Annotated in this window: 12 protein-coding genes and 1 tRNA gene; 8 read left to right on the top strand and 5 right to left on the bottom strand. The window is 73.2% G+C overall.

Annotated features, from left to right (window positions below; all coding sequences use genetic code 11):
• Positions 1-32: 32 nt before the first annotated feature.
• A complete protein-coding gene (locus tag ACI79X_RS04185; RefSeq protein WP_457024164.1) occupies positions 33-437 on the top strand; it encodes a PaaI family thioesterase in 405 nt (134 codons plus the stop codon).
• 13 nt (positions 438-450) lie between these two features.
• On the opposite strand, the gene ACI79X_RS04180 is transcribed toward ACI79X_RS04185, so the two are convergent.
• Positions 451-1077: a GNAT family N-acetyltransferase gene (locus ACI79X_RS04180; protein WP_457024163.1), complete on the bottom strand. Its 627-nt coding sequence runs from the start codon at positions 1075-1077 to the stop codon at positions 451-453.
• A 356-nt stretch (positions 1078-1433) separates the two neighbouring features.
• Here ACI79X_RS04180 and ACI79X_RS04175 point away from each other — a divergent pair, with 356 nt between their 5' ends.
• The 5 genes from ACI79X_RS04175 to ACI79X_RS04155 all read left to right on the top strand — a co-directional run bounded on the left by ACI79X_RS04175 (position 1434) and on the right by ACI79X_RS04155 (position 6053).
• Positions 1434-2684, top strand: coding sequence for an ABC transporter permease subunit (locus tag ACI79X_RS04175; protein ID WP_457024162.1), 1251 nt, complete (start codon positions 1434-1436; stop codon positions 2682-2684).
• 3 nt (positions 2685-2687) lie between these two features.
• Positions 2688-3686 (top strand): branched-chain amino acid ABC transporter permease, encoded by a 999-nt coding sequence (locus ACI79X_RS04170; RefSeq protein ID WP_457024161.1) that lies wholly within the window; start codon positions 2688-2690, stop codon positions 3684-3686.
• Positions 3676-4692 (top strand): ABC transporter ATP-binding protein, encoded by a 1017-nt coding sequence (locus ACI79X_RS04165; RefSeq protein ID WP_457024160.1) that lies wholly within the window; start codon positions 3676-3678, stop codon positions 4690-4692. Before ACI79X_RS04170 ends, ACI79X_RS04165 begins: the two co-directional genes overlap by 11 nt.
• Positions 4689-5546, top strand: a complete 858-nt coding sequence (locus ACI79X_RS04160) for an ABC transporter ATP-binding protein (protein ID WP_457024159.1) — start codon at positions 4689-4691, stop codon at positions 5544-5546. Before ACI79X_RS04165 ends, ACI79X_RS04160 begins: the two co-directional genes overlap by 4 nt.
• An 87-nt stretch (positions 5547-5633) precedes the next feature.
• Positions 5634-6053, top strand: coding sequence for a DUF7712 family protein (locus tag ACI79X_RS04155; protein ID WP_457024158.1), 420 nt, complete (start codon positions 5634-5636; stop codon positions 6051-6053).
• 252 nt (positions 6054-6305) lie between these two features.
• Here the strand turns inward: ACI79X_RS04155 and ACI79X_RS04150 are convergent, their stop codons facing one another.
• Positions 6306-7643: an ABC transporter substrate-binding protein gene (locus ACI79X_RS04150; RefSeq protein WP_457024157.1), complete on the bottom strand. Its 1338-nt coding sequence runs from the start codon at positions 7641-7643 to the stop codon at positions 6306-6308.
• A gap of 164 nt (positions 7644-7807) precedes the next feature.
• Positions 7808-8410 (bottom strand): ANTAR domain-containing response regulator, encoded by a 603-nt coding sequence (locus ACI79X_RS04145; RefSeq protein WP_457024156.1) that lies wholly within the window; start codon positions 8408-8410, stop codon positions 7808-7810.
• An 80-nt stretch (positions 8411-8490) separates the two neighbouring features.
• Here ACI79X_RS04145 and ACI79X_RS04140 point away from each other — a divergent pair.
• A tRNA-Leu gene (locus tag ACI79X_RS04140) sits at positions 8491-8564 on the top strand.
• Between the two features lie 53 nt (positions 8565-8617).
• A complete protein-coding gene (locus ACI79X_RS04135) occupies positions 8618-10297 on the top strand; it encodes an aminotransferase class V-fold PLP-dependent enzyme (protein WP_457024155.1) in 1680 nt (559 codons plus the stop codon).
• Here ACI79X_RS04135 and ACI79X_RS04130 read toward each other — a convergent pair.
• Together ACI79X_RS04130 and pyk are read right to left on the bottom strand one after the other, a co-directional pair.
• Positions 10275-11150 carry an acyl-CoA thioesterase gene (locus tag ACI79X_RS04130; RefSeq protein WP_457024154.1) on the bottom strand — a complete coding sequence of 292 codons (876 nt, stop codon included), beginning with the start codon at positions 11148-11150 and terminating at the stop codon, positions 10275-10277. The two genes, ACI79X_RS04135 and ACI79X_RS04130, sit on opposite strands and share 23 nt — an antisense overlap.
• Positions 11147-12562, bottom strand: coding sequence for a pyruvate kinase (pyk, locus tag ACI79X_RS04125; protein WP_457024153.1), 1416 nt, complete (start codon positions 12560-12562; stop codon positions 11147-11149). The genes ACI79X_RS04130 and pyk overlap by 4 nt, the downstream gene beginning before the upstream one ends.
• Positions 12563-12660 lie beyond the last annotated feature (98 nt).

Raw genomic sequence — 12660 nt, 5'->3', positions numbered from 1 at the left:
GCCTCCCGCGGCGGCTGGCTAGCGTGCCGGGGGTGACGACGCCTCCCCCGGAGTGGCTGCCGCCGAGCGCGGCCAGCCCGCTCGACGACAAGCTCGGCATCGAGATCGTCGACTTCCGGCCCGACCGGCTCGTGGCCACCATGCCGGTCGAGGGCAACCAGCAGCCCTTCGGCCTGCTGCACGGCGGCGCCACCTGCTCGCTGGTGGAGACCATCGGCTCCTGGGCGGCGATGATCAACGCCGGGCCCGGGAAGAAGGCCGTGGGCGTCGAGCTCAACGCCAGCTACCTGCGCGCGGCGACGTCGGGCACCGTCACCGCCGTCTGCACGCCGGCGCGCATCGGCCGCACCCTGTCGACCTTCATGGTCGAGGTCACCGACGACCGCGGCCGCCGGACGGCCACCGCCCGGCTGACCTGCGCGATCCTGCCGCTCTAGCCGGCCCTCCCGGTCAGCGCGCCTGGGCCGGGGCCTCGGGCCGCACGTCGGCGGTCACCACCACCGGCAGCACCCGCGGCAGCGGCGGACGCCGGCGCGGCACCGGCCGCCGCGGCAGGGTGAGCCCGCCGCGCAGCCGGCCGGCCAGCACCCGCGCCAGGGTCTCGCGCGGCACGATCCGGCGGGTGGTGAGCGGGGCGAAGCCCATCCGCGCGAAGAACCGCTGCCGCTCGGCCTCGTGCCCGCCGACCGCGGCGACGACGTGCAGCGCGCCGAGCTCCTCGGCGTAGGCGGCCGCGGCCGCCAGCAGCGCCGTCCCCGCCCCGTGCCGGCGGTGCTCCCGGTGGACGACGAGGTTGTCGACGGTCACCTGCGGGACGCCGAGCACCGTGGACAGCGGGTCGAGACCGAGCACCGCGAGGCCGACGGCGACCTCGCCGGCGGAGTCGGCGCCGGGCGCCGGGTCGCCCGGCAGCACGGCGAGCACCACCCGGTGGCCGGGGTCGGCGAGCAGCCGGCGGAAGCCGACCGCCGCGGCGGCGCCCGGCGTCTGGCCGGTGAGCACCCCCTCGGCGTGGGCCTCGGCGCGGTGCTGCCGCACGAGCGACAGCACGGCGGGCAGGTCCTCGGGACGCGCCACGCGCGTCGTGACGCCACACCGCTGACCGGTTCCTGACACGGGAGTCCTCCCCTGGACGGTGGCGAGATCGTCCACCGGTCCCGCTGCGGCTCCCCGCCGACGCGCCGGGGTGGGACAGGAGTGATCACCGCGGCCCACCGGAGATCTCGCTCGGGTCACAGGTGGGACTCGAGGGAACGGGGACGCAACAGGCCTGGGTTACCGTCACGCCTCCTGCCCGCGCAGTGTTCTTCGACACTGCGCCTGAGCACTGCCACGACCAGGGAGGTTGTGTGAGGCACCCGTCAGCCACCTCGGGGCGACCCGGGCCGCACCGGAGCGCGATCCGCCCGGGCCCCGGCGCCGTCGCCCGAGGCGTGCTGCTGCGGCTCCTGCTCGTACTCGTCGCCGCCACCGGGATGGCCTTCCTGGCCCCCGGGATCGCGAGCGCCGAGGGCGAGCAGGTGCTGGGCACGCTGCAGACCAGCCGCTCCGGCCCCATCGAGGGCGTCCAGGTCACCGTCACCCAAGCCGGCGGCCAGGAGATCGACAGCGTCGAGACCGACGAGGAGGGCCGCTGGTCGGTCGACCTCCCCGGGCCGGGTGACTACACCGTCACCATCGACGCCGACGACCTCCCCGAGGGCGTGGAGCTGGCCGGAGCGGACAACCGCACCGTCACCGTCGACGAGGGACGCCGCCAGGCGGTCATCATCGGCCTCGAGGACGGCAGCCGCGGCGGCGGCGGCGGCACGGTCCGCGCCGTCCAGCTGCTCGTCGACGGCATCCGGTTCGGCCTGCTCATCGCCATGGCCGCCGTCGGCCTGTCGCTCATCTTCGGCACCACCGGCCTGACCAACTTCGCGCACGGCGAGCTGGTCACCATCGGCGCCGTCGTCGCCTGGTACGTCAACGTGTCCGGCGGGGTCCCGCTGATCCCCGCGACGCTGATCGCGATGGTCGCCGGCGCGGCCGTCGGCGCCCTCAACGAGCTGGCGCTGTGGCGCCCGCTCCGCCGCCGGGGCACCGGCCTGATCGCCGCGCTCGTCGTCTCCATCGGCCTGTCGCTGCTGCTGCGCTACCTCATCCAGATCGTCTACGGCGGCCGGTCGAGCCCCTACCAGGTCGCCACCGGCCGGGCCGTCGACTACGGCCTGTTCACGCTGACCAACCGGGCGCTCGTCTCGATCATCGTGTCGGTCGTCGTCCTGGTGCTGGTGGCCGTGATGCTGCAGCGCACCAAGATCGGCAAGGCCATGCGCGCGGTCGCCGACAACCGCGACCTCGCCGCCTCCTCGGGCATCGACGTCAACCGCGTCATCCTCGTCGTCTGGATGATGGGTGGCGCGCTGGCCGCGCTCGGCGGCGTGCTGCTGGGCCTGTCCGACCAGGTGCAGTGGGACATGGGCTTCCGCCTGCTGCTGCTGATGTTCGCCGGCGTCACCCTCGGTGGCCTCGGCACCGCCTACGGCGCCCTCGTGGGCAGCCTCATCGTGGGCGTGTTCGTGCAGATGTCGACCCTCGTCATCCCGAATGACGTGAAGTACGTCGGAGGGCTGCTGCTCTTGATCGTCATCCTCGTCATCCGGCCCCAGGGCATCCTGGGCAGCCGGGTCCGGATCGGCTGAGCCATGGGTGAGCTCATCGACGCCCTGGCCGTCGGACTCAAGGCCGGCCTCGGCTTCCAGGCGATCTTCTTCGCCCTGCTGGCCATCGGCATCAACGTGCAGTTCGGTTACGCCGGCCTGCTGAACTTCGGTCAGATCGCGTTCGCCCTGCTGGGCGGCTTCGGCATCGCGATCTCGGTCAGCCAGTGGGGCCTGCCCTTCTGGGTCGGCGTCATCGTGGGCATCGCGGCCGCCGTCGTCCTCGCCCTGCTGCTGGGCCTGCCGACCCTGCGGCTGCGCGCGGACTACCTGGCCATCGCGACCATCGCGACGGCGGAGGGCCTGCGGCTGCTGTTCCGGTCGGTGTCGGCCACGCCGGTCACCAACGGCACCCGGGGCCTGTCGTCGTTCAACGGCGACTTCATCGCCCTCGCCCCGTGGGCGACCAACGAGCGGTACCGCATCCTCGGCACCAGCTGGTCCGGCGGTGAGCTCTGGGTCGCCGTCGTCGGCTGGGTTCTCGTGGTCCTGGCCTGCCTGCTCGTCTGGGCGCTCATGCGCAGCCCCTGGGGCCGCGTGCTCAAGTCGATCCGCGAGGACGAGGACGCCGTGCGCGCCCTGGGCAAGAACGTCTACGTCTACAAGATGCAGGCGCTGGTCCTCGGCGGCATCCTCGGCGCCCTCGGTGGAATGGTGTACGCCGTGGGCACCGGTTCGGCCGTCCCCGACCAGTACCAGAACGCCAACACGTTCCTCGCCTACGCCGCCCTGATCCTCGGTGGCGCCGCGCGCGTGCTCGGTCCGGTGGTCGGGTCGATCATCCTGCTGTTCATCCTGCAGTTCGCCGACACCGGTCTGCGGCTGCTCATCGACAACGGCATCATCCCCGAGGGCCTGCTGTCCTCCACCGACGTCGCGCAGATCCGCTTCGTGCTCGTGGGTATCGGGTTGATGCTGCTGCTGGTCTTCCGCCCGCAGGGCATCTTCGGAGACCGACGAGAGGTGATGCTCGATGCCCGCTGAGAACACCCCGGCCGGCGCCCACGCGGCGTCGCTGGACAAGGGCGGCGGCCACCGCGCGGCGCCGCAGCGACTGGCCCAGGCCGCGCTGCGCGACGTCCCGTGGGAGGTCGGCGTCGCCAAGCCCGACCCGGCGATCGTCGTCGACGGCGTCACCCGCACGTTCGGCGGCCTGACGGCGGTCGCCGTCGAGCACCTCGAGGTGCAGCGCGGCGGCATCACGGGCCTGATCGGGCCGAACGGTGCCGGGAAGACGACGCTGTTCAACCTGCTGACCGGCTTCGACCAGCCCAACACCGGCACCTGGAGCTTCGACGGCCGCTCGCTGGGCAAGCTGGCGCCGCACCAGGTGGCCCGGCTCGGCGTCGTCCGCACCTTCCAGCTCACCAAGGCGCTGTCCCGGCTCACCGTGCTGCAGAACATGCTGCTCGGCGCCCAGGGCCAGCGTGGGGAGAGCTTCCTGCGGGCCCTGGTGCCCGGCACCTGGAAGGGCCAGGAGAAGGCGAACACCGACAAGGCGATGGACCTGCTGCGGCGGTTCAAGCTCGACGCCAAGAAGGACGAGTTCGCCGGCACCCTCTCCGGCGGTCAGCGCAAGCTGCTCGAGATGGCGCGGGCGCTCATGAGCGACCCGCAGGTCGTCATGCTCGACGAGCCGATGGCCGGGGTGAACCCCGCCCTGACGCAGAGCCTGCTCGGCCACGTCAAGGACCTCCGCGAGGAGGGCATGACGGTGATCTTCGTCGAGCACGACATGGACGTCGTCCGCGACATCAGCGACTGGGTGGTCGTCATGGCCGCCGGCCGCGTGATCGCCGAGGGCCCGCCCGAGTCCATCAGCCAGAACCAGGCCGTGGTCGACGCCTACCTCGGCGCCCACCACGACGCGCCGCTGACCGTCGAGGAGGAGGACCAGGTCCTCGCCGAGGCCGAGGCGAAGATCGCCGCCGAGGAGCACGGCGGCGGCGAGGTCCTGGGGTCCGACGTCCACAAGGAGACCGGTCGATGAGCGACCCGCTGTTCCAGGTCGACGAGTCCGGCGAGGACCTCACCCGCGCCGACGAGGCCGCGGCCGGCACCACCGAGCTCTCCCCCGCGGAGAAGGCCGCCACCCGCGAGGAGCACCTGCGCCTCGCCGAGGGCGCCCTGGTGCGTGCCGACGACCTCGTCGCCGGCTACGTCCCGGGCGTCAACATCCTGCGCGGCGCCGACTTCTACCTGCAGGACGGCGAGCTCGTCGGGATCATCGGCCCCAACGGCGCCGGCAAGTCCACGCTGCTCAAGACGCTGTTCGGTCTCATCCCGGTGCGGTCGGGGTCGGTGAAGCTGCGCGGGGAGGACATCACCTCCGCGCCCGCCCACCGGCTGGTCTCGATGGGCGTCGGCTACGTGCCGCAGAACAACAACGTGTTCCCCTCGCTCACCATCGAGGAGAACATGCAGATGGGCGTCTACCTGCGGCCGAAGACGTTCAAGGAGCGCTTCGACTACGTCATCGACCTCTTCCCGCTGCTCGGCGAGCGGCGCAAGGGGAAGGCGGGCGCCCTGTCCGGCGGTGAGCGGCAGATGGTCGCCATGGGCCGGGCGCTGATGATGAGCCCGTCGGTGCTGCTGCTCGACGAGCCGTCGGCGGGCCTGTCGCCGGCCTACCAGGACGAGGTGTTCATCCGCTGCCGGCGGATCAACGCCACCGGGGTCTCGATCATCATGGTCGAGCAGAACGCCCGGCGCTGCCTGCAGATCTGCGACCGCGGCTACGTGCTCGACCAGGGCCGCAACGCCTACACCGACACGGGCAGGTCGCTGATGACCGACCCGAAGGTCATCGAGCTCTACCTGGGGACGCTCGCCAAGGCGCAGTGACCCCCTGAACACCGGCGGAGGCCGGCGTCCCCACCGCGGGGCGCCGGCCTCCGCGCGTTCCCGGAGCCGTCGGGGTAGGCCCCGTCCGTGAACTGGACCTGGGACCTGCGCAGCCGTGACGGCGGCATGAACGGCCTCGACTTCTGCCGTGGACTGACCGCCGGCGGCTCCTCCCGCGTGCTGGTGCACGCAGCGCCCGCGCACCTGGCCGTCCGCGTGACCGCGGACGACGACACCGTCGTCGTCCGGGAGGACGCCGACCGGGAGGGCGACTACTCCCCCGTGACACTGCCGGAGCTCGCCGGCGGCGGCGTGCGGCGCAGCGAGGTCCGGCCCGACGGGAGCCACCTGGGCCTGCCGGTGCTGCTGCCCGGCGGCGAGGTCGGGGTGCTCCTCCGCTGGGAGCACGCCCCCGACCGGAGCTGGTGGCGCTGGGCGGTCGAGTTCTCCAACCACCGCGGCCGTCCCGCGGACTGGGCGCCCGAGGGTCAGCACCTGCAGCGCTGACGACGGCCCGTGGCTCGCCCGGCGGACGCCTTCGAGGGGACGCGCCGGAGAGCCGCCGCCCTCGCGCCGTGGGTCCCGACCTCGCGCTGCGCGGCGAGGCCGGGCACCAGGCGGCGAGGTCGGGAGCGTCCGGTGGCTCGCCGGGAGGCGGCACGGTGGGTCGCGGACACGACAGCGGCCCGGCACCCCGTGAGGGGTACCGGGCCGCTGCCTGGTGTCCAGGTCACCGCTGCGGGTTGCCCCGCGGCAGGATCAACGCTGCGGGCCGATGCCCTGGTCGTTGAGGCCCTGCAGGATCCGCGAGGACTCCTCGAACCCGATGACGACGATCGCGTCGGGGTTGAAGTCGACCATCTGCTGGACCTCGGCGTCGAAGTTCGCCGCCTGCGGGTCGTAGGTGACGCTGACGATGTCGTCCTCGGAGAGGCCGGCGCTGACCAGGTTGTTCAGCGTGTTCTCGGCGAGGCCGGTGCCGTAGGGGTCGTTGAGCGCGAGGATCCCCACGGTGTTGTTGCCGTCGGCGATGATCAGGTCGGCGAGGGCGCGGGCCTGCAGCGTGTCCGGCGGGGCGGTGCGGAAGTACAGCCCGTTGTCGTTGTACGTCGTGAACTGGTCCGACGTGTTGGCCGGCGAGAACTGCAGGACACCGGCGCCGGTGATGGCGTCGATGACCGTGAGGCTCACGCCCGAGGACGCCGCACCGATGATCGCGTTGACGCCCGACTGCAGCAGCCGGTCGACGGTCTGGGTGGCGGTGTCGGTCGAGGCGTCACCGGAGTCACCCTCGACGAGCTGCACCGGCTGGCCCAGGACGCCGCCCGCGGCGTTGATGTCGTTCAGCGCGAGCTTGGCGCCGGCGACCTCCGGCGGGCCGAGGAAGGCCAGGTTGCCGGTCAGCGGCAGCAGGGTGCCGATGATCAGCGGACCGCCGGTCGTGCCGGCCGGCGCGTAGGCCGGGCCCTCGTCGGTGGAGGCGTTGGCCTCGTCACCGGCGATGACGAACTCGGTGGCGGCGTCGTCGAGCGCGTTGTCGTCGCCGAACTGCAGCAGGCCGAAGCTCGCCGCGGCGGGCTCACCGGCGTCGGTGAAGGCCAGCGGGCCGGAGATGCCGTCGTAGTCGACGTTCCCGCCGGCGTTGATGATGTCGAGGCAGGCCTGGAAGTCCTCGCACTTGTCGCCACCGGCGGTGATGCCGTTGACGTAGGCCTTGAAGACGTTGGCGTCGTTGGTGCCCGCGGCCTGCGCGGCCAGGGCGGTGACGATCACCGCGTCGTAGGTCTCACCCGCGTAGTTGTAGTCCTGCAGGTTGGGGTCGACCTCGAGGAGCCGGTCGGTGAAGTCGGAACCGAGCTCGGTGAGGGGCGTGGTGCCCTTCATGCCGGCCAGGGCGCCCTGCTCGGTGAAGTCCTCACCGAGCGCGTTGCCCATGTTGCCGTCGGTCCCGTAGATGTTGACCTGCTTCTCGCCGCCACCCGAGGCGTCGCCGCCCGAGCCGCCGTCGCTGTCGTCGCTACCGCCACCGCAGGCGGTGAGGGCGACGAGGGCGGCGGACGTGACGGCGATGCTGCGGGCGTAGGTACGCGTGCGCATCCAGCAACTCCCAGTTGTCGTACGTCGGTCCGGCGGGCCGGGCGCGAGCGCTCAGGCCCCGTCAGTCCGCAGAACGTAACCGCTGTCATAGGGAGTGGAAGGGGAGGCCAGTGGACCGTGATTAGGTCGTGACCTCCCCTGTTCCGAGCGGGTTACGGCGTCCCTCAGGAGGGTGCACCCTCCGCAGCAGCCGCGTCCGTGGCGAGGATCCGCTCGGCCAGTGCCTTCATCGACGTGCGCTCGTTCATGGCCGTGCGCTGGATCCACCGGAAGGCCTCGGCCTCGGTCATCCCCTGCTCGGTCATGAGCCGGCCCTTGGCCTTCTCCACGACCTTGCGGGCCTCCAGCCGCTCCTCGAGCGTGCGGACCTCGTCGTCGAGGGCGGAGATCTCGGTGAACCGGGCGCGGGCGACCTCGATCGCCGGCACCAGGTCGTTCTTGGAGAACGGCTTGACCAGGTAGGCCATGGCGCCCGCGTCGCGGGCTCGCTCGACGAGCTCGCGCTGGCTGAAGGCGGTGAGCACGATGACCGGGGCGATGCGGTCTGAGGCGATCTGCTCGGCGGCGGCCAGGCCGTCGAGGACCGGCATCTGGATGTCGAGGATGACGAGGTCCGGCGTCAGCTCGCGGGCGCGGTCGACGGCGGTCTGGCCGTCGCCCGCCTCGGCGACGACGACGTACCCCTCCTCCTCCAGCATCTCCTTGAGGTCGAGGCGGATGAGTGCCTCGTCCTCGGCGATGAGGACCCGGGTCGGCTCGCTGCTCACGGGCGGAGAGCCTAGTCACCACGGGCGGCAGCGGCCCGCCGGTTAGGCTGGCCGCGCCGTGACCTCGGTCGCGGCGGGCGGCCCCCGTACCCCAATCGGCAGAGGGAGCGGATTCAAAACCCGCGCAGTGTGCGTTCGAGTCGCACCGGGGGCACCGCGCCAGCACGGCTGCGCCGCCGCGCCCGGACCACCCAATACGGTGACGGGGTGAGCGAGCCCGTCCCCCACATGACCCCCGAGCAGTTCCGGCAGCACGGGCACGAGGTGGTCGACTGGATCGCCGACTACTGGTCCCGGCTGGAGTCCTTCCCCGTCCGCTCCCGGGTGGCCCCGGGCGACGTGCGCGCCGCGCTGCCGCCGTCGGCCCCCGAGCGGGGCGAGCCGTTCTCCGCCGTCCTCGCCGACCTCGAGCGGGTCGTCCTGCCCGGGGTCACGCACTGGCAGCACCCCGGGTTCCTCGCCTACTTCCCGGCCAACACCTCCGGCCCCTCCGTCCTCGGCGACCTGCTGTCGGCCGGCCTCGGCGTGCAGGGCATGTCCTGGGTGACCAGCCCCGCGGCCACCGAGCTCGAGCAGCACGTCATGGACTGGTTCGCCGAGCTCCTCGCGCTGCCCGCGGCCTTCCGCAGCACCGGCACCGGCGGCGGCGTCGTCCAGGACTCCAGCTCCGGCGCCAACCTCGTCGCCCTGCTCGCCGCGCTGCACCGGGCCAGCGGCGGCGCCACCCTCCGGCACGGCGTGCTGCCCGACGAGTACACGGTCTACGTCTCCTCCGAGACCCACTCGTCGATGGAGAAGGCCGCCCGGATCGCCGGTCTCGGTACCGACGCCATCAGGATCGTCGAGGTCGACGGCGACCTGGCGATGCGACCGGCGGCGCTGGCGGCGCGGCTGGAGCGCGACACCGCCCGCGGCCACAAGCCGGTCCTGGTGTGCGCCACGGTGGGCACGACGTCGACCACCGCCGTCGACCCGCTCGCCGAGATCGGCCCGATCTGCCGCCGGTACGGCGCGTGGCTGCACGTCGACGCCGCCTACGGGGGCGTCAGCGCCGTCGCGCCGGAGCTGCGGCACCTGCAGGCCGGCGTCGAGGAAGCCGACAGCTACACCACCGACGCGCACAAGTGGCTGCTCACCGGCTTCGACGCGACGCTGTTCTGGGTCGCCGACCGGGCAGCGCTCACCGGCGCGCTGGCGATCCTCCCCGAGTACCTGCGCAACGCCGCCACCGAGGCCGGCGCCGTCGTCGACTACCGCGACTGGCAGATCGAGCTCGGCCGCCGGTTCCGGGCGCTGAAGCTGTGGTCGGTGGTGCGCTGGTACGGCGCCGAGGGGCTGCGCGCGCACGTGCGCTCCGGCGTCGCCCTCGCCCAGGAGCTGGCCGGGTGGGCCCGCGACGACGACCGCTTCGACGTCGCCACGCCCCACCCGCTGTCGCTGGTGTGCCTGCGCCCGCGCTGGCCGGCCGACGTCGACGCCGACGTGGCCACCATGACGCTGCTCGAGCGGCTCAACGACGGCGGCGAGGTGTTCCTGACCCACACCACCGTCCGCGGCCAGGTGGTGCTGCGGGTGGCGATCGGGGCGCCGACGACGACGCGGGCGCACGTCGAGCGGGCGTGGGCGCTGCTTTGCGAGGGCCACGACTGGCTGGCCGCCGACTTCGCCGAGCAGGCCGCCGAGCGCGCCCGGGCCGAGGCCGAGCGCAAGGAGTCCGAGCGCCGGGCCGCCGAGGAGGCGGCCCGCCGGCACGCCGCGCAGCGCGAGGCCGCCGAGCGCCAGGCCGCCGAGCGCCAGGCCGCCGAGCGCCAGGCCGCCGAGCGCGAGGCCGCCGAGCAGCCGCAGGAGGACGCGGAGCCGGCGGCTACTCCCCCAGTGACCGGATGAGCCCCTCCTGGGCCACGGTGGCCACGTGGGTGCCGTCGGCGGCCCAGATGCTGCCGAAGCACAACGCGCGGCCGGCCGAGGCCGCCGGGCTGTCGGTCTCGTAGAGGAACCACTCGTCGGCCTGCACCGGCGCGTGGAACCAGACGGCGTGGTCGAGGCTGGCCCCGACGTAGCGGCCGCCCCATCCCCCGCCCTTGCGCGCCAGCCCGGCCGACAGCAGCGTCAGGTCGCTGACGAAGGTCAGCGCGGCCGCGTGCACCCCGGCGTCCTCCGGCAGCCGCCCGGCCACCCGGAACCAGGCGTGCGACCGGGTGTCCGGCGGCGACTTGGGCTCCGGCGCGAACGGGTCGGCCAGGGGCCGCTGCTCCACCGCCCGGCTAATCTCCAGCGCCGGGGCGGCCACCGCGCCGTGCCCGGCGGCGTGCTCGGCGAGCGAGGCCAGGCCCTCGGGTCCGGGCACGTCCGGCATCGGCCGGGCGTGCGCGACGACGGCGGCCTCCCCGGCGTGGAAGTCCGCCGTGAGCGCGAAGACGGCGACCTCCTCGCCGCGGCGGCGCTGGTGGGCGATCACCCGCCGCGTGGAGAACGACCGGCCGTCGCGGATGCGCTCGACGGTGTAGCGCAACTCCTCGTGCGGGTCACCGGGCCGCAGGAAGTAGGAGTGCAGCGAGTGCACCCCCCTCCCCGCCGGCACGGTGCGGACGGCGGCCATCAGCGCCTGGCCGGCGACCTGCCCGCCGAAGATGCGCTGCAGCGTCGTCGTCGGCGTCTGCCCGACGAAGACGCCGGGCTCCCGCTCCTCGAGGTCGAGGACGGTCATGAGGGCGGCGGCCTGGGTCCCGCCGCCGGTCACGAGTCGGTGCCGACTTCGTGCACCCGGATCAGGTTGGTCGAGCCGACGGTGTTGGGCGGGCTGCCGGCCACCACGACGACGCGGTCGCCGACCCGCAGCCGCCCGATCGACAGCAGCGAGAAGTCCACCTGCTCGACCATGTCGTCGGTGTGCTCGACGGCGGGCACGAGGAAGGTCTCCACTCCCCACGAGAGCGCCAGCTGGCTGCGCACGCGGGCGTCGACGGTGAAGGCCAGCAGCGGCTGGCGGGGGTGCAGGGCGGCGAGCCGGCGGGCGGTCTCGCCGGTCTGGGTGAAGGTGGCCAGCGCCTTGACGTCGAGGGACTCGCCGATGTCGCGGGCGGCGCGGACGATGGCGCCCGACCGCGACCGCGAGCGGCGCACCAGCTCGGGCACCCACCGGTCGTCGCCCTCGACCGCGCTGATGATGCGGTCCATGGTGCGGACCGCCCCGACGGGATAGCGGCCGACGGAGGTCTCGCCCGAGAGCATCACGGCGTCGGCACCGTCGAGGACGGCGTTGGCGACGTCGGAGGCCTCGGCGCGGGTGGGCCGCGAGTTGACGATCATCGACTCGAGCATCTGGGTGGCCACGATGACCGGCTTGTTCCGCTCGCGGGCGGCCTGCACGGCGCGCTTCTGCACCAGCGGCACCTGCTCGAGCGCGAGCTCCACGCCCAGGTCGCCGCGGGCCACCATGATCCCGTCGAAGGCCTCGACGATGGCCTCCAGGTTGTCCACCGCCTCCGGCTTCTCCAGCTTGGCGATGACGGGGACGGTGACGTCCTCCTGGCGCATGATGTCGCGCACCAGCTCGACGTCGGCCGGCGAGCGGACGAACGACAGCGCGATGAAGTCGACCGACAGGTGCAGGGCGAAGCGGAGGTCCTCCGCGTCCTTCTCCGACAACGCCGGGACGCTGACGGCGACGCCGGGCAGCGACAGGCCCTTGTTGTTGGAGACCTCGCCGCCCTCGACCACCAGGCACCAGACGTCGGGGCCGTCGATGCCGACGACCGACAGGGCGAGCTTGCCGTCGTCGACGAGCAGGCGGTCGCCGACGCGGGCGTCGTTGGCCAGGCCCTTGTAGGTGGTGGAGACGCGCTCGGCGGTGCCCTCGACGTCCTCGACGGTGATGCAGACCCGGCTGCCGGTCACCCAGGTGACCGGGCCGTTCGCGAACGTGCCGAGGCGGATCTTGGGACCCTGCAGGTCGGCGAGGACGGCGACGGCGTGGCCGGTGGCGTCGGAGGCCTGCCGCACCCGGCGGTAGGCGGCCTCGTGGTCGGCGTGCGACCCGTGGCTGAAGTTGAGCCGGGCGACGTCCATCCCCGACTCGACGAGGGCGGTGATCTGCTCCTGAGAGCTCGTGGCCGGACCCAGGGTGCAGACGATCTTCGCGCGGCGGCTCATGGGGGGAACGCTAGTCGGCGGAGATTTCCGGAAGTGGAACGGGCAGGGCCGGGTCCCGCGGTGTCGCGGGACCCGGCCCTGGCCGGTGTCGTCCGGGT

This window comes from Geodermatophilus sp. SYSU D01119 (genome assembly GCF_054049975.1).
Note: the sequence above shows the minus strand (reverse complement) of the source record. Positions and strands in the feature narration are given on the sequence as shown.